This window comes from Sphingomonas sp. (assembly GCF_035714405.1).
Classification (GTDB): domain Bacteria; phylum Pseudomonadota; class Alphaproteobacteria; order Sphingomonadales; family Sphingomonadaceae; genus Sphingomonas.
In genome coordinates this window covers 58,296-80,371 of record NZ_DASTMA010000001.1, presented here as the reverse complement: position 1 = coordinate 80,371, position 22,076 = coordinate 58,296, and the positions used below count along the sequence as shown (strand labels likewise).

20 protein-coding genes are annotated in these 22,076 nt (G+C 67.3%); 14 read left to right on the top strand and 6 right to left on the bottom strand.

Going from position 1 to position 22,076, the window contains the following annotated elements; genetic code table 11:
- Positions 1-17: 17 nt before the first annotated feature.
- Genes VFQ64_RS00380 through VFQ64_RS00370 form a run of 3 tightly spaced genes read right to left on the bottom strand, consistent with a single transcriptional unit; the run spans position 18 to position 4,672 of the window.
- Positions 18-1,799 carry an AMP-dependent synthetase/ligase gene (locus tag VFQ64_RS00380; protein ID WP_325101309.1) on the bottom strand — a complete coding sequence of 594 codons (1,782 nt, stop codon included), beginning with the start codon at positions 1,797-1,799 and terminating at the stop codon, positions 18-20.
- 58 nt (positions 1,800-1,857) lie between these two features.
- Positions 1,858-3,600: a gamma-glutamyltransferase gene (gene ggt / locus VFQ64_RS00375; protein ID WP_414712843.1), complete on the bottom strand. Its 1,743-nt coding sequence runs from the start codon at positions 3,598-3,600 to the stop codon at positions 1,858-1,860.
- 40 nt (positions 3,601-3,640) lie between these two features.
- Entirely contained in the window at positions 3,641-4,672 is a 1,032-nt protein-coding gene (locus VFQ64_RS00370; protein WP_325101308.1) for a quinone-dependent dihydroorotate dehydrogenase, read from the bottom strand.
- Between the two features lie 203 nt (positions 4,673-4,875).
- On the opposite strand from VFQ64_RS00370, the gene VFQ64_RS00365 reads away from it, so the two are divergent.
- The 10 genes from VFQ64_RS00365 (at position 4,876) to VFQ64_RS00320 (ending at position 14,058) form a co-directional block, all read left to right on the top strand.
- On the top strand, positions 4,876-5,727 hold the full coding sequence (locus VFQ64_RS00365) for an AraC family transcriptional regulator (RefSeq protein ID WP_325101307.1): 852 nt from the start codon (positions 4,876-4,878) through the stop codon (positions 5,725-5,727).
- Between the two features lie 67 nt (positions 5,728-5,794).
- A complete protein-coding gene (locus tag VFQ64_RS00360) occupies positions 5,795-6,229 on the top strand; it encodes an SUF system Fe-S cluster assembly regulator (RefSeq protein WP_325101306.1) in 435 nt (144 codons plus the stop codon).
- The gene (sufB, locus tag VFQ64_RS00355; protein WP_325101305.1) at positions 6,226-7,704 is read left to right on the top strand and encodes a Fe-S cluster assembly protein SufB; all 1,479 of its coding nucleotides are present in this window, start codon (positions 6,226-6,228) and stop codon (positions 7,702-7,704) included. Before VFQ64_RS00360 ends, sufB begins: the two co-directional genes overlap by 4 nt.
- Positions 7,704-8,186 (top strand): DUF29 domain-containing protein, encoded by a 483-nt coding sequence (locus VFQ64_RS00350; protein WP_325101304.1) that lies wholly within the window; start codon positions 7,704-7,706, stop codon positions 8,184-8,186. Before sufB ends, VFQ64_RS00350 begins: the two co-directional genes overlap by 1 nt.
- Complete coding sequence (gene sufC, locus VFQ64_RS00345; protein ID WP_325101303.1) at positions 8,180-9,040, top strand: Fe-S cluster assembly ATPase SufC; 861 nt, start codon at positions 8,180-8,182, stop codon at positions 9,038-9,040. The genes VFQ64_RS00350 and sufC overlap by 7 nt, the downstream gene beginning before the upstream one ends.
- 109 nt (positions 9,041-9,149) lie before the next feature.
- Complete coding sequence (locus tag VFQ64_RS00340) at positions 9,150-10,217, top strand: SufD family Fe-S cluster assembly protein (RefSeq protein WP_325101302.1); 1,068 nt, start codon at positions 9,150-9,152, stop codon at positions 10,215-10,217.
- 234 nt (positions 10,218-10,451) lie between these two features.
- Positions 10,452-11,690, top strand: coding sequence for a cysteine desulfurase (locus VFQ64_RS00335; RefSeq protein WP_325101331.1), 1,239 nt, complete (start codon positions 10,452-10,454; stop codon positions 11,688-11,690).
- The gene (locus VFQ64_RS00330) at positions 11,687-12,139 is read left to right on the top strand and encodes an SUF system Fe-S cluster assembly protein (protein WP_325101301.1); all 453 of its coding nucleotides are present in this window, start codon (positions 11,687-11,689) and stop codon (positions 12,137-12,139) included. The genes VFQ64_RS00335 and VFQ64_RS00330 overlap by 4 nt, the downstream gene beginning before the upstream one ends.
- On the top strand, positions 12,139-12,492 hold the full coding sequence (locus tag VFQ64_RS00325; RefSeq protein ID WP_325101300.1) for an iron-sulfur cluster assembly accessory protein: 354 nt from the start codon (positions 12,139-12,141) through the stop codon (positions 12,490-12,492). The genes VFQ64_RS00330 and VFQ64_RS00325 overlap by 1 nt, the downstream gene beginning before the upstream one ends.
- Before the next feature lie 174 nt (positions 12,493-12,666).
- Entirely contained in the window at positions 12,667-14,058 is a 1,392-nt protein-coding gene (locus VFQ64_RS00320) for an amino acid permease (RefSeq protein WP_325101330.1), read from the top strand.
- Here VFQ64_RS00320 and VFQ64_RS00315 read toward each other — a convergent pair.
- Together VFQ64_RS00315 and acnA are read right to left on the bottom strand one after the other, a co-directional pair.
- Positions 14,055-14,666, bottom strand: a complete 612-nt coding sequence (locus tag VFQ64_RS00315; protein ID WP_325101299.1) for a hypothetical protein — start codon at positions 14,664-14,666, stop codon at positions 14,055-14,057. The genes VFQ64_RS00320 and VFQ64_RS00315 overlap by 4 nt on opposite strands.
- A 76-nt stretch (positions 14,667-14,742) precedes the next feature.
- On the bottom strand, positions 14,743-17,430 hold the full coding sequence (gene acnA / locus VFQ64_RS00310; RefSeq protein ID WP_325101298.1) for an aconitate hydratase AcnA: 2,688 nt from the start codon (positions 17,428-17,430) through the stop codon (positions 14,743-14,745).
- 481 nt (positions 17,431-17,911) lie between these two features.
- On the opposite strand from acnA, the gene VFQ64_RS00305 reads away from it, so the two are divergent.
- From VFQ64_RS00305 to VFQ64_RS00295, 3 genes are all read left to right on the top strand, one after another.
- Entirely contained in the window at positions 17,912-18,613 is a 702-nt protein-coding gene (locus tag VFQ64_RS00305) for a Crp/Fnr family transcriptional regulator (protein ID WP_325101297.1), read from the top strand.
- Positions 18,614-18,617: 4 nt separating this feature from the next.
- On the top strand, positions 18,618-18,854 hold the full coding sequence (locus VFQ64_RS00300; RefSeq protein ID WP_325101296.1) for a hypothetical protein: 237 nt from the start codon (positions 18,618-18,620) through the stop codon (positions 18,852-18,854).
- A 637-nt stretch (positions 18,855-19,491) separates the two neighbouring features.
- Positions 19,492-21,417, top strand: a complete 1,926-nt coding sequence (locus tag VFQ64_RS00295; protein WP_325101329.1) for a ribonucleoside-diphosphate reductase subunit alpha — start codon at positions 19,492-19,494, stop codon at positions 21,415-21,417.
- Positions 21,418-21,523: 106 nt separating this feature from the next.
- On the opposite strand, the gene VFQ64_RS00290 is transcribed toward VFQ64_RS00295, so the two are convergent.
- A complete protein-coding gene (locus VFQ64_RS00290) occupies positions 21,524-21,796 on the bottom strand; it encodes a DUF2171 domain-containing protein (RefSeq protein ID WP_325101295.1) in 273 nt (90 codons plus the stop codon).
- Between the two features lie 56 nt (positions 21,797-21,852).
- Between VFQ64_RS00290 and VFQ64_RS00285 the strand changes: the two genes are divergently transcribed.
- Positions 21,853-22,056, top strand: coding sequence for a hypothetical protein (locus VFQ64_RS00285; protein ID WP_325101293.1), 204 nt, complete (start codon positions 21,853-21,855; stop codon positions 22,054-22,056).
- The last annotated feature ends 20 nt before the right edge of the window (positions 22,057-22,076 follow it).

Genomic DNA, 22,076 nt, shown 5'->3' with positions numbered 1-22,076 from the left:
AAGAGGGAGGGAACGCCTCACTGCTTGTACAGCGCGTCCAGTCGGTCGCCGTACACACCTCGGATGACGTGGCGCCTGATCTTCAGGCTGGGCGTCATCTGCTCGTTCTCGATCGCGAACGGCGCGTCGGCGATGATGAAGCGGCGGACGCGCTCGGTCACCGACAGGTCCTTGTTGACCCGCTCCACCGCCGCGCCCAGCGCCGTGCGGAACTCCGCATTCTCCGCCAAGGCCGCGAAGTCGCAGCTCTTGCCGCTCCTGGCGCACCATTGCTGCACCCACTCCGCGTCGGGGACGAGCAGCGCCACCATATAGGGGCGGCGGTCGCCGGCGATCATAGCCTGTGCGATCTCGGGCTGCAGCGTCAGCATGCCCTCGACCTTCTGCGGGGCGACGTTGTCGCCCTTGTCGTTGATGATGAGATCCTTCTTGCGGTCGGTGATCTTCACCCGCCCGCGCGTGTCGATGATGCCGATGTCGCCGGTGTGGAGCCAGCCGTCCTTGAGGACGCGCGCGCTTTCCGCGTCGTTGCGCCAATAACCGTGCATAACGAGCTCGCCGCGCAACAGGATCTCGCCGTCCCCGGCGATCCGCACCTCCGTATCCTTCAACGGTGGCCCGACCGTGTCCATGCTGACGCCGGTCGAGGGGCGGTTGCAGGAGATCACCGGGCCGGCCTCGGTCTGGCCATAGCCCTGCAGCACGGTGACGCCGATCGAGTGGAAGAAGATGCCGACCTCCGGCGTCAACGGCGCGCCGCCCGACACCATCGCCTTCATCCGGCCGCCGAACTTCTTGCCGATCTTGGGCTTGAACAGCCGATCGACGATCAGCTTCAGCGGCCGGTCGGTCCAGCGCAGCGTCCCGCGATAGTCGCGCTCGCCGATCGTCAGCGCGCTGGCCAGCAGCCGCTGCGACAGCCCGCCCTGTTTGGCGATCGCCTTGGTGATCCGCTGGTGCAGCACCTCGAACAGGCGTGGCACGACGAACATCAGTGTCGGGCGTACCTCCTCCATGTTGCTCGCCAGCTTCTCCAGCCCCTCGGCGTAGTAGATCTGCCCTGCGACGCCGATCGGGAAGAACTGGCCGCCGGTATGCTCATAGGCGTGGCTGAGCGGCAGGAACGACAGGAAGGTCTCCGGCTGGGCGATCCCGAAGTCCTCGGCGATCACCGCGGTGCAGCCCGCGACATTGTGGAGGATGGCGCCGTGATGCTGCATCACCCCGCGCGGCGCACCGCCGGTGCCGCTGGTGTAGATGATGCAGGCGAGGTCGCCGCGGCCGAAATCGGCGGCGATGGCGGCCGGCTCGGCGGGGTGGCGGGCGATCAGGTCGCGCAGGTCGTGATGCTCGACGGTCGCGGGGAAGCGCATCTCCTCCATGCCGATCACGAGCTGGCCCTGGTTGGACTTGAGCACCGCGGGCATCAGCGTCTTGGCGAGCTTCGCGGTCGACACAATCACCGCGCAGGCGCCGCTATTCTCCAGGATGTGCTGGTGATCGCGCTCGGTGTTGGTGATGTAGGCCGGCACGGTGACACAGCCGGCGGCCATGATCGCGAGGTCCGACAGGCACCATTCGGGCCGGTTCTCGCTGACCAGCATGACGCGGTCGCCGCGCTTCAGGCCCAGCGCGCCGAACGCGGTGGCGAGGCTCGCGACCTGGCGCGCGGCGTCGGTCCAGCTGATCGACCGCCACTGGCCGTCCTCCTTGCTCCACAGGAACGGCCGGTCACCCTGTTCTGTCGCGCGGGTGAAGAACATCGCGACGAGATTGGGAAAGTCCTCGATCTTGTGCATTCTCTCTCCTGAGGCTGCGCGCGGATACATGCCCGCGCGCTGGCGTGTCCGTTCGGCTTTATTCGGGCGGCCGGTTGGGCGGCAGCACCGCGCGCCTGATCTCCGTCACGCGCCCCGTCGTGTCGATCGCCACCCCCTCGCTGCGCGGATCGGCGGCGCCCACCCAGCGGCCGCCGACCCGCTCGACGGCGTTGGCCTTCAGGCCGAGCGGCGCGACGACGATCTTCTGCCCGCGCGCGCGCAGCGCCGGCACCATGGCTTCAAGCTCGGTGCCCTCCTCGGCGACGGCGTTGGGTCCGGGCGCGAAGATCAGCCCCATCGCGATCGCGTCCTGCGCGGTCATCTTCCAGTCCAGCACGCCGACCAGCGCCTTGGCAATCTGGGCGATGATGGTCGGTCCGCCAGCGGCGCCGATCGTCAGGCGGACGCTGCCGTCGGGATTGTACACGATCGTCGGTGACATCGACGAGCGCGGCCGCTTGCCGCCCTCGACCCGGTTGGCGACGAGGAAGCCGTTCTTCTCGGGTGCAAGGTCGAAGTCGGTCAGCTCGTTGTTGAGGATCGTGCCGTCGATCGAAAGCCCGGAGCCGAACACGCCTTCGACGGTGGTGGTGACGTGGACGACATTGCCGCGCGCGTCGGCGACCGCGAGGCTGGTGGTGCCGGCGACCTCGCCTGCGGGCACACGGGTGCGCGGCGGCGCGCCGGGCGGGGTGCCCGGCAGATAGCTGTCGCGCGCCTTGTCGGCCGAGATCAGCGCGGAGCGTTCGCGCAGATAGGCCGGATCGAGCAGCCCCGCGACGGGAACGGAAACATAGTCGGGATCGCCGATGTACAGGTCGCGGTCGGCATAGGCGAGACGGGAGGACTCGGCGAAGAGGTGCCAGCTGACCGGATTGGCGCGGCCCAGCTTGCCCATGTCAAAGCGTTCGAGCTGCTTCAGGATCATCATCACGGTGAGCCCACCCGATGACGGCGGGCCCATGCCGCAGACCTTGTAGACGCGATAGGTGACGCAGACCGGCGGTCGCGGCTTGGCGGCATAGCTGGCGAGGTCGCCCGCCGTCATCGCCGACGGGTTGCGGGTGGCGGTGTTGACGGCGCGGACGAGCTTCGCCGCCTGTGGGCCGACATAGAAGCTGTCGGCGCCGAGCCGCGCCAGCCGGGTCAGCAGCGCCGCCTGCGCCGGATTGCGGAGCCGGTCGCCGGCCTGGAGCGGCTGGCCGTTCGCACCCGCATACAGCGCGCGGGTCTCCGGCACGAGGTGCGCGGTATAGGTGGCGGCGCTGCTCGCGAAACGGGGACTGACGATCCAGCCGTCGCGCGCGAGCCGGATTGCCGGCTGGAACAGCCGCGCCCAGGGCAGTCGGCCGCCCTGGCGATGCGCCAGCACCATGCCGCGCAGTGCGCCCGGTACCCCGACGCTACGGCCACCAGGGACCGCATCGCGGCGCGACAGCGGCTTGCCGTCGGGGCCGAAGAACCAGCGGCCGGTCGCCGCCGCCGGCGCGGTCTCGCGCGCGTCGATGGTGGCGAGCTTGCCGTCGGCATTCGACGTCACCCAGAAGCTGCCGCCGCCGATCCCCGAGCTCTGCGGCTCCACGACGTTGAGCGCGAGCATGGTCGCAATGGCGGCGTCTGTGGCGCTGCCGCCCGCCTTCAGGATCTCGACGCCCGCCTGCGCCGCGCGCGGATCGGCGGCGCTGACCATGCCTTCCGCGCGCGCAGGCGGCGCGGCCTTGCGCGCATCCGCGACGGCAAGCGGCAGGGCGAGGGCGGTAAGCGCGACCAGCATCTTCATCGCCGCGAACCGTAGCGGCGGGGGCGGGGGGTGCAAGACGCTATCCTGCCCCTACGGCGTCCGCCACGCCGGCGAAGCCGTCGCGCGCCAGGCAGGCGTCGAGCTCGCGCAGGATGCGAGCGGGTAGCGCTGGCCCGCCATAGACCAGCGCGGTGTAGAGCTGGATCAGGCTCGCCCCGGCGCGGATGCGGGCATAGGCTTCCGCCCCCGAGCCGATCCCGCCGGCCGCGATCAGCGGCAGCTGCCCGCCGGTGGCCGTGCGGAAGGCGCGCAGCTTTTCCCGTGCGAGCGCGGCGAGCGGCGCGCCGGACAGGCCGCCCGCCTCACCGGCGTCCGCGCTACGCAGCGGCGGGCGCGACACGGTGGTGTTGCCGACGATCAGCGCGTCGATCCCCCCTTCCAGCGCGGCGGCGGCGATGTCGTCGATCTGCGCGGAGGTCAGGTCGGGCGCGACCTTGAGGAACAGCGGAGTCGTGCCCCGCGACGCGACGCAGCCGGCGAGCAGGTCGCGCAGCGCCGGGCCGTGCTGGAGGTCACGCAAGCCGGGCGTGTTGGGCGAGCTGATGTTGATCGTCAGATAGTCGGCATGAGCTGCGGCGGCGGCGACCCCGTGGGCATAGTCGGCGATGCGGTCGGCCGCATCCTTGTTCGCGCCGACGTTGATGCCGAGCACGCCGGCCCGTTTCGTCGGCAACCGCGCCAGGGCGGCGGCAAGCCCGCCATTGTTGAACCCCATGCGGTTGATGACGCCGGCGTCCTCCGCCAGGCGGAACAGCCGCGGGCGCGGATTGCCCGGTTGCGGCAGCGGCGTCAGCGTGCCGACCTCCACCGCGCCGACCCCGAGCGCGAGTAGCCCCCCGACCGCGCGGGCGTCCTTGTCGACGCCGGCCGCGACGCCGAGCGGATTGGCGAACCGCAGCCCCGCCACGCTGGCCGCGAGGCGGGGATACCGATCCGCGCGCGCGCCCAACGGCGAGCCGAGCCGCGCCCAGCTGGCGAGCGCGGCGATGGTCAGCCCATGCGCGCGCTCTGGGTCGAGCGTCCTGAGCAGGTTGAAGGAGAGTGAGGTCATGCCCGCTCCTCGCATCGGCCGCTCCCAGGGTCAAAACCGCGCGGTCGTATTCGTCCAATACGGCCGATCGCCGATCTGCGATACGCAAGCTGCGACCCAAGGGCTGCACCTTGCAGCCCTACCTTCCGGCCCGGTTGACTTTGGTCAGCCGGGCCGCTTTTCTTCGGCGACCGCGGGGGCGGTACAGGGGGGGGTGAGTCGCGATGGCCGGCGCGGAGCTGGACTATGTGCTGCCGGCGGCGGACCTGCAGCCTTATGTGACGCTATTCTATCGCTTCCACTCGCCCGCGCCCATCCATGACGAGGTCGAACGCGCCCAGCAGGCGCAGCTGCGCTTTCGGCTCTCGCCCGGCGCCGGCGCCTATCACATGCACGACGGGACGCAGCAGGGGGCCGCCGCGATCCACCTGCTCGGCCCGACCACCTGTCCCACCCGCGCCCGGGCCGAGGGACCGCTGCTCGTGTTCGGCATGGGGGTGACGCCTGCCGGCTGGTCGGCGCTGCTCGGGAGCGACGCCTCGACGATGCTAAATCGTGTCGTGGATGCGACGACCTTGTTCGGCGACCAACTGCTGGAGACCGCCGTCGCGCTGCGCAACGCGTCCGACGCGGCGGCAATGGCGGCGGCGGCGGAGCCGTTGCTGCGACGGCTGGTCGGAAGCGGCCGTAAGGGGGAATGGGCGCCGACGCTCACCTTCGTCCGGATGGTGGACGAGTGGCTGGCGGGCTCGCCCTCGCCGGCGTTGGGTGCGCTGCTGACGGAGACCGGGCTGTCGCGGCGTCAGGTCGAGCGGCGCTGCAACGCGCTTTACGGCGCGCCGCCCAAGCTGCTGGCGCGCAAATACCGCGCCTTGCGCGCGGCGGTGACGATGGCCTCGGGGGGAGAGGAGATCGAGGGCTTCTATGACCAGAGCCACATGATCCGCGAGGTGAAGCAGTTCACCGGCCTCACTCCCCGGCGCATGCGCGAGGCGCCCGGCGCGCTGACCAAGCTGACCATCGCGCACCGACGCGCGCTGGAAGGGCAGGTCCACCGCATCATTTCGGATACCTAAGCCGGTTGACGCGGGCCGATGGGGGGACCATCTGCAATCCGAGCGATCTAGTCCGAATTGAGAGCAGATGCGTCTGTCGAGCCTTGCCGACTATGCCGTGGTGATGATGGCCGCCGCCGCCCGGCGCAGCTGTGCGTCTTCACGGCTGACGGCGACGGTGCTCGCCGAGGAGACCGGCGTGCCGCTGCCGACCGCGCAGAAGCTGGTCGGCCGGCTCGCCGCCGCCGGCCTGGTCGAGAGCGCGCGGGGAGCAGGGGGCGGCTTCCGCCTCGCCCGGCCCGCCGACGCGATCAGCCTCGCCGACATCATCGAGGCGGTCGAGGGCCGCATCGCCATGACGACCTGTGTCGACGAGGAGCGCCACGATTGCGCGCTCGACGGCCACTGCCTGGTCAAGCCGCATTGGGGCATCGTCAACGAAGCGATCCGCGGCGCGCTCGCCGGCGTCAGCCTCGCCCATCTGTCCGTCGCGCCCATCCCGGCGCCCAAGGTATTCGCATGAAGAACGCCGAGGCCCATGCGGCCGTCGCCAAGACCTATGAGTGGGGCTTCCACTCCGACATCGAGCAGGACTTCGCGCCCAAGGGGCTGAGCGAGGATACGGTCCGCTACATCTCCGCCAAGAAGAACGAGCCCGAGTGGATGCTCGACTGGCGGCTGAAGGCGTTCGCGCTGTGGCAGACGATGGCCGCGCCCGACTGGGCCAAGCTCAACGTGCCCCCGATCGACTATCAGGACGCCTATTATTACGCCGAACCCAAGGCCAAGCCGAAGCTGGGGTCGCTGGACGAGGTCGATCCCGAGATCCTGCGCGTCTATGAAAAGCTCGGCATCCCGATCCAGGAGCAGAAGATGCTTGCCGGCGTCGAGGAGCTGGGCGACGACGGTCTGCCCAAGCGCCGCGTCGCGGTCGACGCGGTGTTCGACTCCGTCTCGGTGGCGACGACCTTCCGCGCCGAGCTCGAATCGGCGGGCGTCATCTTCCGCTCGATCTCCGAGGCGATCCGCGAATATCCCGATCTCGTCCGCAAGTGGCTGGGCAAGGTCGTGCCGCAGCGCGACAACTATTTCGCGACGCTCAACAGCGCGGTCTTCTCCGACGGCACCTTCGTCTACATCCCCGAGGGTGTGCGCTGCCCGATGGAGCTGTCCACCTATTTCCGCATCAATGCCGAGAACACCGGCCAGTTCGAGCGCACGCTGATCGTCGCGGACAAGGGCAGTTACGTCTCGTATCTGGAGGGCTGCACAGCCCCGATGCGCGACGAGAACCAGCTCCACGCCGCCGTGGTCGAGCTGGTCGCGCTCGATGATGCCGAGATCAAATATTCGACCGTCCAGAACTGGTATCCCGGCGACGAGAACGGCGTCGGCGGCATCTACAATTTCGTCACCAAGCGCGCGCTCTGCCAGGGCCGCAACAGCAAGGTGGCATGGACGCAGGTCGAGACCGGCTCCGCGATCACCTGGAAATACCCGAGCTGTGTCCTTGCAGGCGAGAACAGCGTCGGCGAATTCTATTCGGTCGCGGTGACCAACAACCGCCAGCAGGCCGACACCGGCACCAAGATGATCCACCTCGGCAAGGGCTCGCGCTCGACCATCGTGTCGAAGGGGATCAGCGCCGGCCGCAGCGACAACACCTATCGCGGTTTGGTTAGGGTCGCCCCAACCGCCGAGGGCGTCCGCAATTTCACCCAGTGCGATAGTTTGCTGCTAGGGGACCAGTGCGGCGCGCACACCATCCCCTACATCGAGGTCCGCAACCCGAGCGCACAGATCGAGCACGAGGCGACGACGAGCAAGATCAGCGAGGACCAGCTCTTCTACGCCATGTCGCGCGGCCTAGATGCGGAAGCGGCGGTCGCCCTTATCGTCAACGGCTTCGCCCGCGAGGTGCTCCAGCAATTGCCGATGGAGTTCGCGGTGGAGGCGCAGAAGCTGTTGGGGATCAGCCTCGAGGGGAGTGTCGGGTGATGGCGACACAGCTTTACGAAGCGGACTTTTTCGAATGGACCCAGCGACAAGCGGCTGTGCTGCGTCGCATGGCGGCTGAGCGCGCCAACACCGAGCTGGACTTGGAGAATCTTGCCGAGGAGATCGAGAGCGTGGGCGGCTCGGACAAGAAGCAGGTGAAAAGCCGATTGACGACAATCCTGGAGCACATGCTCAAGATCGCCTACTCGCCGGCCTATGAACCGCTGAATGGCTGGCGAGGTACGATAAGAGTACAGCGGCGCGATCTGCTTGCGACGTTCGAGCAAAGTCCATCCTTGCGTCGCGTCGTTCGAGATGAATTCGAGCGCGCCTATAAAGAGGCGGCTGAGGATGCGCGGCTATCGCACATCGACCTCTCGCTTGCCCCCATCCCGACGACCTGTCCTTTCGATTTAGAGGCGCAGGTGCTCAATCCAGACTGGCTCCCGGAGCCGTTGATCAGGCCTCCCCACGAATGCTGATAATCGAAAATCTTCATGCCGAGATCGACGGCAAGTCGATCCTCAAGGGGCTCTCGCTCACCGTCAACGCGGGCGAGGTGCACGCGATCATGGGGCCGAACGGCGCGGGGAAGTCGACGCTCGGCTATGTGCTGGGCGGGCGGCCGGGGTATGAGGTGACGGCGGGGAGCGTGCGCTTCCTTGCTCCCCTCCCTGGAAGGGAGGGGCCGGGGGTGGGTGCTGAGTCTCCTGCGATCGCGAAGCTTCCACCCACCCCCGACCCCTCCCTTTCAGGGAGGGGAGAAGAAGGATGGCTCGACCTCCTCGCCCTCGACCCGCACGAGCGCGCCGCCGCCGGCTTGTTCCTCGGCTTCCAATACCCGGTCGAGATCCCCGGCGTCTCCAACGTCCAGTTCCTGCGCGAATCCCTCAACGCGCAGCGCGCCGCACGCGGCGAGAAGCCGCTTTCGGGCGCCGAGTTCCTGAAGCTTGCCCGCAGCGAAGCCGCCCAGCTCGATATGGACGCCGACATGCTCAAGCGCCCGGTCAATGTCGGCTTCTCCGGCGGCGAGAAGAAGCGCAACGAGATGGTGCAGATGGGCATCATCAATCCCACTCTCGCGATCCTGGACGAGACCGACAGCGGCCTCGACATCGACGCGCTGCGTATCGTCGGCGACGGCATCAACCGCATCATGCGCCAGAAGGAGGGGGGGCCGGCCAAGGCCGTCATCCTCATCACCCATTACCAGCGCCTGCTCGACTATGTCCGTCCCGACTTCGTCCACGTCCTCGACAGCGGCGTCATCACCCGCACCGGTGGCCCGGAACTGGCGCATGAGCTGGAGCGCCAGGGTTACGGGGTGGCGGCGTGATCTCCCTTCGTCATGCTGAACTTGGTTCAGCATCCATGCGCGACACCAGCCTTGCGCCCTATGTCGAAGGTACCGCGTGGAACCTGAAACAAGTTCAGGGTGACGGAGAGTGACCCTGCTCGAACTCCCCTCCACCCGCGCGGAGGCATGGCGTTGGGCCGATCTCGGCGCGTTGTCGGCGGCTGCGGCACTCGCCCCGGTGGCTGCGCCCGAGCATGAGTTCCTCGACCTCCCCGGTGCGCGGCTGCTGTTCGTCGACGGCAAGCTCGACGAGTCCCGCAGCAAGCTCGACCGCGTTGTCATCGAGGACCAAGCCCCCGGCGATCACCCGCTCGGCAAGCACGCGCGCGGGTCCGGCTGGGCGCTGCGCCTCGACGCGGACGCCGCCGCCGATCCGGTGCAGGTCGTCCACATCGCCACCGGCCGCGAAAATCACCTGCCCGCCACCATCGACCTCGCCGACGATGCGGTTGCGCAGGTGGTGGAGACCTATGTCGGCGCCGGCTGGTCCAACCGCGCCACCCGCATCCGGCTCGGCCGCTCGGCGCGGCTGCAGCGATCGGTGCGGCTGCTGCAGACCGCCGGGTTCGTGTCGCTGCGCGACGAGGCAGAGCTGGGGCAGGGCGCCCGCCTCGTCGCCACCTTCCTCGGGGCCGGCGACGCGGGTTCACGGATCGACGGCCATGTCCGGGTCGGCGAGGGGGGCTATGCGGAGGTCGGCGGCACGCTGCTGACCCGCGGCGAGCAGCGCCAGGAATGCGCCGTCCGCGTCAACCACGCCGAGCCCAACGGCCAGTCCCACCAGCTCTGGCGCGCCGTCGCCGCCGACCGCTCCACCGCCAGCCTCGCCGCCGCGGTCGAGGTCGCCCGCCACGCGCAGAAGACCGATGGCGAGCAGTCGCTGCGCGGGCTGCTCCTCCACCGCACCGCGACGGTGAACCTCAAGCCCGAGCTGGAGATCTTCGCCGACGACGTGAAGTGCGCGCACGGCGCCACCGTCGGTGAGCTCGACGCCCGCGCGCTGTTCTACATGCAGTCGCGTGGTATCCCCCGTGCCCGGGCGCAGGCCTTGCTCACCCGCGCCTTCGTCGCCGACGCCCTCGGCCGCATCGGTGACGAGAGCGTGCGCGCGGCGTTCGAGGCGGACGCCGATGCCTGGCTGGAGACGGCGCTGTGATTTTGCTGTCCTACAAAAGCCGTGTTTGCCAGTGTCTCACCACAGGCGATCGGTACGGCCCTATGCGGGCTTCCGCCGGTCGGACGGTCAAGCGGCAAGCATCGCAGCAATGTGATTTTAGTGTGACCTTTCGCGCCGGAGCGGTGGCTGTCGATGCCTGGCTGGGGCGGGTGTTGCAGTTCCCCTCCCGCTTGCGGGAGGGGCTGGGGGAGGGGATGTCCCGTGACTGACGTCCTGCTCGCACAAGCCCTCCCCCAATCCCTCGCGCGAACGGGAGGGGAGCCCCTCGATCACGTCGCCGACTTCCCGGCGATCCCGGAAGGCTGGGCGTATCTCGACACCGCGGCCACCGCGCAGAAGCCGCAGGTGGTGATCGACGCGATCACGCGCGGCTACGACACCAGCTACGCCACCGTTCATCGGGGCGTGTATCAGCGGTCGGCCGACATGACGCTGGCCTATGAGGCCGCCCGCCGCCGCGTCGCGGGCTTTATCGGCGCGGGCTCTCCGGACGAGGTCGTCTTCGTCCGCGGCGCCACCGAGGCGATCAACCTGGTCGCGCAATGCTGGGCGGCGATGCAGCTCCGCGCCGGCGACCGCATCCTGCTCTCGCATCTGGAGCACCATAGCAACATCGTGCCGTGGCAGATGGCGGCCGAGCGCGTCGGCGCAGCGATCGACGTGGCGCCGCTGACCGCGGACGGTCGCATCGACCTCGACGCGGTCGAGGCGATGCTGACCGAGCGCCACAAGCTGGTCGCGCTGGCGCATGTCTCCAACGTCTTGGGTTCGGTCCTTGACGCGCGCCGCGCCGCCGACCTCGCGCACCGGGTCGGCGCGAAGCTGCTGCTCGACGGCTGCCAGGCGGTGCCGCGCATGCCGGTCGACGTCGCCGCGCTGGACTGCGACTTCTATGTCTTTTCCGCCCACAAGCTGTACGGCCCGACCGGCATTGGCTGCCTGTGGGCGCGGCCTGAGCTGCTCGACGCGATGCCGCCGTGGCAGGGCGGCGGCGCGATGATCGACCGCGTGTCGTTCGAGCGCACCACCTATGCCCCGCCGCCGGCACGGTTCGAAGCGGGGACGCCGCACATCGTGGGCGCGCTCGGGCTGGCGGCTGCGATCGACTATGTCGAGGGGATCGGCCTGGAGCGCATCCATGCGCACGAGTCAGCACTCGTCCGCGCCACGCGCGACGCGCTGGGCCAGATCAACTCCGTCCGCCTGTTCGGGCCGGAGGACGCCGCCGGCATCGTTTCCTTCACGATCGAGGGGGTGCATCCGCACGATATCGGCACCATCTTGGACGAAAGCCGGGTGGCGATCCGCGCCGGCCACCATTGCGCGCAGCCCCTGATGGCGGCGCTAGGGATCGATGCGACCGCGCGGGCGAGCTTCGGCGTGTACAATGGCCCGCAAGACGTCGACGCCTTGGTTGCAGGCATCGACAGAGTAACGAGGATCTTCGGATGAGCTACGAGATCGAGGAAGTGGAAGGCGTTGCACCGCCCCCCAAGGCGAGGGTCGAGACCGCCGCGGAGACCTTCGAGCGCAAGCGCGACTATCTCGAAGGCTTTCTGGCGCAGAAGCCGGTCGAAGAGCCCGTAGGCGGGGCGGGCGGCGCGCTGCAGGAGCAGGTGATCGAGGCGCTGAAGGAAATCTATGACCCCGAAATCCCGGTCAACATCTATGAACTCGGCCTGATCTATGGCGTCGAGGTGACCGACGACGGACACGCGGTGGTGATGATGACGCTGACCACGCCGCACTGTCCGGTCGCAGAGTCGATGCCGGCCGAGGTCGAGCTGCGCGTCTCCGCCGTCCCCGGCATCGCCACGGCCGAGGTCAACCTTGTCTGGGAGCCCGCCTGGGATCCTGCCAAGATGTCCGACGAGGCCCGCCTCGAACTGGGGATGTTGTGATGGCCACGACCCTGCGCGCCCGCCCGGCCGCGCTCAACCTCACTTCGACCGCCCATGCGCGCATCGCCGACCTGATGGCCCGCGCGCCCGCCGATGCAATCGGGGTCAAGCTGTCGACGCCGCGCCGTGGCTGCTCCGGACTGGCCTACTCGGTCGACTACGTCACCGAAGCCAAGCCTTTCGACGAGCGCATCGACACGCCCGGCGGAACGCTGTTCGTGGACGGCGGCTCGATCCTCTACCTGATCGGCTCCACGATGGACTGGGTGGAAGACGACTTCACCGCCGGCTTCGTTTTCCAGAATCCCAACGCCAAGGGTGCCTGCGGCTGCGGCGAGAGCTTCACGGTGTAGCGCGCACGGGCGTAGCCACGCTACGTCCGAGACGCGCAAACGCGGCCGGCGGGCGGCAGAGCCGACCCGTTCGACGTAACGACGCGGCTTTGCCGCGGCGCGTGCTGAATACGTTGTCCCTCGTGCGAAGGTCGCGCATGGATGCTGAAACAAGTTCAGCATGACGGGGAGATGATGACAGGACTGTTCCGCAAGAAGCTGGTGACCGAACAGCCTGCCGACCGGCAGCTCGCCCGCACCCTGTCCTGGCCGCACCTCGTGGCGCTCGGCGTCGGCGCCATCGTCGGCACCGGCATCCTGACGCTGATCGGCGTCGGCGCCGACCGCGCCGGGCCGGCCGTGATCCTCTCCTTCGCGATCGCCGGCCTGATCTGCGCCTGTGCAGCCCTCGCCTATGCCGAGATGGCGACGATGATCCCCGCCTCGGGCAGCGCCTATACCTACAGCTACGTCGTGCTTGGCGAGGTCATCGCCTGGGTGATCGGCTGGTCGCTGATCCTCGAATATTCACTGGTGGTGTCCACGGTCGCGGTCGGCTGGTCCGGCTACATCTATCCTCTCCTGGAACCTTACGGTTTCGCGAAAGAGTACGCGCAAGGCCCGCCGCTCGGAGGCATCATCAACCTGCCGGCAGTGTTCATCATCTTCGTCGTCGCCGGCCTGCTGACACTCGGCACGAAGGAAAGCGCGACCCTCAACGCGGTGCTGGTGGTCATCAAGGTCATCGCGCTGGCGGTATTCGTCGCGGTGGCGCTGCCCTATTTCGATGCCGCCAACCTCGAGCCCTTCTCGCCCTTTGGCTTCGCCAAGCACGTCTCGCCCGACGGCACGGAGCGCGGAGTGATGGCGGCGGCGGCGATCATCTTCTTCGCCTTCTACGGCTTCGACGCGATCTCGACCGCGGCGGAGGAGGCCAAGAACCCGGGTCGCGACCTGGCGATCGGCATCGTCGGCTCGATGCTCGCCTGCGTCCTCATCTACATGCTCGTCGCGGTGACGGCGGTGGGGGCACTGAGCTACACCCGGTTCGCAGACAGCCCGGAGCCGCTGGCGCTGATCCTGCGCGGCATCGGCCAGCCTGAATTCGCGACCTTTCTGGCGATCTCCGCCGTGGTCGCGCTGCCGACGGTGCTGCTTGGCTTCCTGTTCGGGCAGAGCCGCATCTTCTTCGTCATGGCACGCGACGGCTTGTTGCCGGCGCGCCTCGCCCGCGTATCGAAGCGGGGTTCGCCGGCGCTGATCACCTGGCTGACGGCGGCGCTGGTCGCGATCATCGCCGGGCTGATGCCGATCGACGCGATCGCGGCACTCGCCAATGCCGGTACGCTGGCGGCGTTCGTCGCGGTGTGCGTCTGCATGTTGGTGATGCGTCGGCGGGCGCCGGACGCCCCGCGCACCTTCCGCACCCCGCTGGCGCCGCTGGTCGGCACGGTCGGAATCGTCGGCTGCATCTACCTGTTCTTCAGCCTGCCGTCACAGACCCAACTCTACTTCCTCATCTGGAACGCGATCGGGCTGGTCATCTACTTCGCCTATGCCCGGCCGAGGGCATCGGCGCTCGGCTAGGGGAGGATACCCGCCCACTCGCTCTCATGGCTGCCCTCGTGGTTCGCCATGCCCGGCTTGGTCAGATAGCCGCGGGCGTCAGGGACGTGGCTGTAGACCCGCTTCTTGGGCACCTCGTGCCAGGTCAGGTTGAACGCCCAGCGGACCGGGAAGAACTCCATATCGGCATAGGGCAGGTGGTCGTGGACCCACCAGGCGATGCGCTTCCAGTCGCCCTCGGCGGTGAATCGGTTGGCGAAGTCGGGCACGACGATGCAGGCGGTCGCGCCCATGTTGCCCTTGAAGTCGCGCTTGTCCCAGATGTGTCCGGCGAGATTCGCCTCGTTCGACGCGCAATTATAGCCCTTGGCATGGCCGAGCGCGTTGACCTCGGCAGAGCGGTAGGCGGAGCGGATCGCGATGCGGCCGAACGCGTCCTGCAGCGGCTCCAACAGATCCTCGCACAGCCGCGTACCCGCCGCGATTGCGAGCTCGGGATCGTCGGGGATGTTCGATAGGCCGTGGATGGACGCGATGTCGGAGTAAAGGAAATCGCGCATGTAGAAGGTGCGCGACAGCTGGACGCGGCCGAGCTCGCCCAGTTTCGCGACCGTTTGCGGCTTCTTCATAGCTGTCCCCACGGCGACACCCTAACCGATCGCGCGGGGTTGCGCGACCGGCTGGACTGTCCCGGTGCGGGACGGGTCAGGCGGCGAGCTTCCTCAGCACATATTGCAGGATGCCGCCGTTGAGGAAGTATTCGAGCTCGTTGACGGTGTCGATCCGACAGCGGGTCGCGAACTGCTCGGTGGCGCCATCGGCACGGGTGAGGGTGACCTGCACCTCCTGGCGCGGGCGCAGGCCGGCGACATTCTCGATTGTGAACGTCTCGGAGCCGTCGAGGGCGAGCGTCTTGCGGGTGACGCCGTCCGAAAACTGGAGGGGGAGGACGCCCATGCCGACGAGGTTGGAGCGGTGGATGCGCTCGAACGACTCGGCGATGACCGCGCGCACGCCGAGCAGGTTGGTGCCCTTGGCCGCCCAGTCGCGCGAGGAGCCGGTGCCGTATTCGAGGCCCGCGATGATGACCAGCGGGGTGCCGTCCGCCTTATGGCGCATGGCGGCGTCGTAGATCGGCATCGTCTCGCCCTGGTACCGGGTCATGCCGCCTTCAACGCCCGGCACCATCTCGTTCTTGATGCGGATGTTGGCGAAGGTGCCGCGGACCATGACGTTGTCGTTGCCGCGCCGCGCGCCGTAGCTGTTGAAGTCGGCCCGGGAGATCTGGCGCTCCATCAGCCACTTGCCGGCAGGGGAGTCCGCCTTGATGCTACCGGCGGGGCTGATGTGGTCGGTGGTGATCGAGTCGCCCAGGATCGCCAGCGGGCGGGCGTCGATGATGTCCATCACCGGCCGCGGCTGCATCTCCATGCCCTCGAAATAGGGCGGGTTGGCGATGTAGGTCGAGCCGGCGCGCCAGGTGTAGGTATCGGAGCCCTCGACGGTGATGCCGCGCCAATGCTGGTCGCCGGCATAGACGTTGCCATAGCGGGCCGAGAACATGCCGGCATCGATATTGGCGGTCATCACCTGCGACACCTCGTCGTTCGAGGGCCAGATGTCGCGGAGATACACGTCGGTGCCGTCGGTGCCCTGGCCGATCGGGGTGGTGGTCATGTCCTGCGTGACCGTACCCTTCAGGGCATAGGCGACGACAAGCGGCGGCGAGGCGAGGAAGTTAGCGCGGACGTCTGGCGACACGCGGCCTTCGAAGTTGCGATTCCCCGACAGCACACTCGCCGCGACCAGATCATTCTCGTTGATCGCCGCCGAGATCGGGACGGGCAGGGGTCCGGAATTACCGATGCAGGTCGTGCAGCCATAGCCGACGAGGTTGAAGCCCATGGCGTCGAGATCCGCGGTCAGACCCGCCTTGTCGAGATAGTCGGTGACCACCTGCGAGCCCGGCGCCAGCGAGGTCTTGACCCACGGCTTCGGCGTCAGGCCAAACGCGCGCGCCTTGCGGGCGACGAGGCCGGCGGCGACGAGGACGGACGGATTGGAGGTGTTGGTGCAGCTGGTGATCGCGGCGATCACCACATCGCCGTCGCCGATATCGTGGTCGCGCCCCTCGACCGCGCAACGCTCGGCATGGTCCTTATGATAGACCTTGGCGAGGTCGGTGTTGAAGACGTTGTCGACCTCGGTGAGCGCGACCTTGTCCTGCGGACGCTTAGGGCCGGCGAGGCTGGGTACGACCTTGCCCATGTCGAGCTCGAGCGTGTCGGTGAACACCGGATCGGGCATGTCGGCGGTCCGCCACATGCCTTGCGCCTTGGCATAGGCCTCCACCAGCGCGATCGTCTCCGCCGGCCGCGCGGTGAGCTTCAGATAGTCGATGGTGCGCTCGTCGACCGGGAAGAAGCCGCAGGTCGCGCCATATTCGGGCGCCATGTTGGCGATGGTGGCGCGATCCGCCAGCGTCATGTGGTCGAGGCCGGGGCCGTAGAATTCGACGAAACGGCCGACCACGCCCTTGGCGCGCAGCAACTGCGTGACGGTCAGCACCAGGTCGGTGGCGGTGATGCCCTCCGCCAACGCGCCGGTCAGCTTGAAGCCGACGACCTCGGGGATGAGCATCGACACCGGCTGGCCGAGCATCGCCGCCTCCGCCTCGATCCCGCCGACGCCCCAGCCGAGCACGCCCAGCCCGTTGACCATCGTCGTGTGGCTGTCGGTGCCGACCAGCGTGTCGGGATAGGCGATGGTCTTGCCGTCGCCATTTTCTCCTTGGGCTTCGGATGACCACACCGCCTGGCTGACATATTCCAGGTTGACCTGGTGGCAGATGCCGGTGCCGGGAGGGACGACCTGGAAGTTGGCGAGCGCCTTCGACCCCCACTTCAGGAACTCGTAGCGTTCGATGTTGCGCTGGTATTCGAGGTCGACATTCTGCGCCGCCGCCTGCGGTGTGCCGAACTCGTCGACCATGACGGAATGGTCGATGACGAGATGGACCGGCACCTGCGGGTTGATCTTGCCCGCGTCGCCGCCGAGCTTGGTGATCGCATCGCGCATCGCCGCAAGATCGACCACGCAGGGCACGCCGGTGAAATCCTGCATCAGCACGCGGGCGGGGCGGTACTGGATCTCGCGATTGGGCTGGACCGGGTTCTGCTGCCAATCGACGATTGCCTGGATGTCGGCCTCCGTAACGGTGATGCCGTCCTCGAAGCGGAGCATGTTCTCCAGCAGCACCTTCATCGAGAAGGGAAGGCGGTCGATGTTGCCGTACTTCTCGGCCGCCCTGGCGAGCGCGTAATAGTCATAGGCTTTGCCGCCGGCCTGGAGCGTGGTGCGGGCGTTCAGGCTGTCCTGGCCGATGGCGGTCATGCGCGGTCCTTTTCGTGTTGCGGCGGGCCTTAGCAAGGGGGTGCGGGGCGGGAAAGGGCCACTTCCGCCATGCTGGGCCTGAGCTGGCACCCAGCGTGTTTCTAGCGGCAGTGGGGTGAGCTAGCGGCGCGATATCCTCGTCATGGTCGGGGGGAAGTCATCATTCGCGCCCATCGTTCCTGTATCGGCAGGGTATGACACGCTTGAACCGCGCGCATGGCAGCCGGGGAACGCGATCACTGGTCACCAGCCTTCATGAGACCGACGGCTGCGCGCTTGGGAACTCGATGCGCAATCAGCTATGTCGGTGATGCGAAGCATGGAGGGGGATTTTCGACAAGCTCATCGGGGGTCGAAAGGCGTTTCGATCCCCGCGATACGACTGGCCGTTGATCCAAAAGAATTTTCTTCTTAAATCCGGGAGGACGACGAACGGCTCTGACGGACTACCATGCAGACTAATGACGATGGCTTTGGCGCGATGACGCGGAAGCTGGAGCGACTTGGGACGCTCAACGAGCAGGATCGCAGCGCACTTCGCGACCTTCCACTTACGGCTCGCAGAACGGCTGCCGGGCAGCACCTCCTTCGTGAAGGTGAGGACTCCACGACCTGCTACGTGCTGCTGAGCGGCTATGCCTGCCGGTACAAGACGACGAGCGCGGGCGCACGCCAGATCGTGTCTTTCCACATGGCCGGCGACATCGTGGACCTTCAGCACCTGCTGCTCTCCCGAGCCGATCACAGCATCCAAGCCATGACGGAGTTGACGTTTGCGGCGACGCCGGCAGCGGAGCTCAAGAAGCTGGTACAATCGCACCCGGCCATCGCCGAGGCGCTGTGGCGGGACACGTTGATCGACGGTTCCGTCTATCGCGAGTGGGTGCTGAACGTCGGCCGTCGGGACGCCAAACAGCGGGTCGCGCATATGCTGTGCGAATTCGCGGCGCGTCGTGAGAAAGCGGGACTCGGTAGCCCCGCGTCGTTCGAGCTGCCGATGACGCAAGACGACATCGCCGATGCGACGGGGCTTACCAATGTCCACGTCAATCGCATGCTGGCGTTGCTGGCGGCGGAAGGCCTGATCGCGCGAGACAAGCGGCACGTCGAGATCGAGGATTGGGAGAGGATGTGCGAGGCAGCCGACTTCGATCCTGCCTATCTGCACGCCCTAGCGGCCTGACACAGTGGCGATCACATACGCGCCCGCCCGGCTCGACTCCGCCTTTGGCGACAGTGAGGCCGTGCTGGCGATGCGCGACGGCAGCCTGTTCGCCGTTCTCTCCCGACTAGGCGATCTCCATGGCGATCTCTTCGGTTATTGGTACGTGGAGGCGATCTTCACCGTAGATCAAGAGGGACTCGGCGGCGTGTTCCCGAACCTGGATGCCTTTGAGGCGCACATGCAGCGCCAGCTGGCCTGACACCACGGCTCTGGCACTCGGGGGGCTTTCGCCACGACGCGTTATGGGCGAGCTAAGTCTCCTCTGATCGGGCATGGTGGAAACTTGGTTGCGGCACAGCCCGACCGCAGCGCCTGATCTTGCAAGATTATGAGTAGCGGCAGCCGTCGCGTCTTGGCGATGGTCGTCGTCGTGACGGCGGGATGGGCGCCGGCGGCCGCAGGCGAGTTCTTCGACGCGGATGGGCATCGGGCGACAAGCGTCACGGGCGGATACTCGGCGCCGGGCCCACCCACAGCTATTTATTTTCGTTCCTCGCTTGTTCCCTTGCCTTCGAAAAACCCGGCGGAAGTCCATGCGTCGCGTCATCCGGGCAGCGCCTGGACAATCCTTCTCGCCATGAACCGATTGCTTCAGCCCGCATTTACCGTATTGCGCGCAGCCCGGCCTTGGCACAATCTCTTGGGGTTGCGTCGGGGGACGGGCCCTATGACTGGTAGAGAGCAGGATGCTCGGGCGTTGAGCTCGTGGGAGTTGTGCGCGTCTTTCACAACGCGACGGCCCTGTTTTGTTCTTCACCATCGGGTGTAGGATGGGCGGGTGCCGCCGATTCGAACGGGCCGTGAACACGGACGGGTGACGAAGGAGCGTTTGCGTGATGGACTTCAGGGATATGAGCGAGATGCCGACCGACACGATCGAAGCCGCTCCGGCGACCGCGACGACCGCCACCGCCCCGGCCGCGGGGTCCGTCGCTGGGCCGGCGCGCCAGGACAGCCATTCCGTCCGGCCGCAGCTCTATTCGGTCGAGGTCGATCATAGCCGCGACGCGCTGCTGACCGATTTCGGCAAGGAGACGCTCAAGGACCGCTATCTGCTGCCGGGCGAGGGCATCCAGGACCTATTCGTCCGCGTCGCCTCCGCCTACGCCGACGACGCCGGCCACGCGCAGCGGCTGTACGACTACATCTCGCGGCTGTGGTTCATGCCCGCCACCCCCGTCCTCTCCAACGGCGGCACCGGGCGCGGCCTGCCGATCTCCTGCTACCTCAATTCGGTCCCCGACAGCCTCAACGGCATCGTCGACACCTGGAACGAGAATGTCTGGCTCGCCTCGCGCGGCGGCGGCATCGGCACCTATTGGGGCAATGTCCGCGGGATCGGCGAGCCGGTCGGGCTGAACGGCAAGACCAGCGGCATCATCCCGTTCGTCCGCGTGATGGACTCGCTCACGCTCGCGATCTCGCAGGGTTCGCTCAGGCGCGGCTCGGCGGCGGTCTATCTCGACATCTCGCACCCCGAGATCGAGGAATTCCTGGAGATCAGGAAGCCATCGGGCGACTTCAACCGCAAGGCGCTCAACCTCCATCACGGCGTCCTCATCCCCGACGCCTTCATGGCAGCCGTCCGCGACGGTGCCGAATGGGTGCTGCGTTCACCGAAGGATCAGTCGGAGCGCGGCCGCGTCGACGCGCGCGCGCTGTTCCAGAAGCTGGTCGAGACCCGGCTGGCGACCGGCGAGCCGTACATCGTCTTCGCCGACCATGTGAACTCGACGATGCCCAAGCATCACCGCGAGCTGGGGCTGAAGGTGTCGACCTCGAACCTCTGCTCCGAGATCACGCTGCCGACCGGCACCGACCATCTCGGCAACGATCGCACCGCGGTCTGCTGCCTGTCGTCGTTGAACCTCGAGACCTGGGACCAGTGGAAGGATGAGAAGGGCTTCATCGAGGACGTGATGCGCTTCCTCGACAATGTCCTGCAGGATTATATCGACCGCCACGAACCCGGCATGGAGCGCGCCGCCTATTCCGCCTCGCGCGAGCGATCGGTGGGCTTGGGCGTGATGGGCTTCCACTCCTTCCTCCAGGCGCGCGGCCTGCCGTTCGAGGGCGCGATGGCGAAGTCGTGGAACTTGCGGATGTTCAAGCACATCTCGGCGCAAGCGGACGAGGCGTCGATGCAGCTGGCGGTCGAGCGCGGGCCCTGTCCCGACGCCGCCGACACCGGCGCGATGGAGCGTTTCTCCTGCAAGATGGCGATCGCCCCGACCGCGTCGATCTCGATCATCTGCGGCGGCACGTCCGCCTGCATCGAGCCGATCCCCGCCAACATCTACACCCACAAGACGCTCAGCGGCTCCTGGTCGGTCAAGAACCCGTATCTGGAAAAGCTGCTGATCGAGAAGTCGAAGAACTCCGACGCGGTCTGGAACTCGATCCTCGAACAGGGCGGTTCGGTCCAGCACCTCGACTTCCTCTCGGCCGAGGAAAAGGACTGTTTCAAGACCAGCTTTGAAATCGACCAGCGCTGGCTGCTTGAACTCGCCGGCGACCGCACGCCCTTCATCGACCAGTCGCAGTCGCTGAACCTGTTCATCCCGGCGGACGTCGAGAAGTGGGACCTCTTGATGCTCCACTTCCGCGCCTGGGAGCTGGGCATCAAGTCGCTCTACTATCTCCGCTCCAAGTCGGTGCAGCGCGCCGGCTTCGCGGGCGGCGTCGAGGCGGACAACACGATCGAACTGGCGAAGTACGAGCTTGAGTCGACGGATTACGACGAATGCCTGGCATGTCAGTAGGATGCAGGCAGCCTGCTCGTGCTCAAGCACGAGCAGGACTCGCCACGGCGGGCAGCGGTGCCGTGCAGCGGCTCCGTTTGACGGCGTTGTGTGAGGGATTGAAGCGTCAGAGCGGCTCGCCCGACTCCTCTTCCTCGAACGTCACCGCCACGTCGGCCTTGGCGGACAGCCGCACCGTGTCGCCCTCCACCGCAGCGACCAGCCCGAGCGGGATGTAATGGTGATGGTCGGAATGCCCTTCAGCGCCCTCTATCTGCGCGCCCGAGTCCTTCTTGGTCAGCTTGATGCGCTGTCCTTCGACTTTGTCGACCGTGCCGAGATGGACGCCGTCCGCGCCGATCACTTCGGCATGTTCCTGGATCTGGGTTGTGTCGACCATCGTTCATCTCCTGTAATTGGTGCGCTCCCGCAACGCATCGCATCGGAGTTGGTCGCATGACCCATGGCACCGCCATCATGTTCGCCGTCGCCGCCGTCCTCGGGCTGATCGGCGTCGTCATGCTGCTCCGCCTCAAGTCCAGCCAGACCACCGAGCGCCAGGTCTATGCCTTCCGCATGGTCGGCATCATGCTCGTCTCCGCGGCGATCGTCCTCGTCTTCAGCGCCTGGGCGACCTGGCAATGGACGGTCGCACCCTAATTCTTTCAAGCTTACCCGGA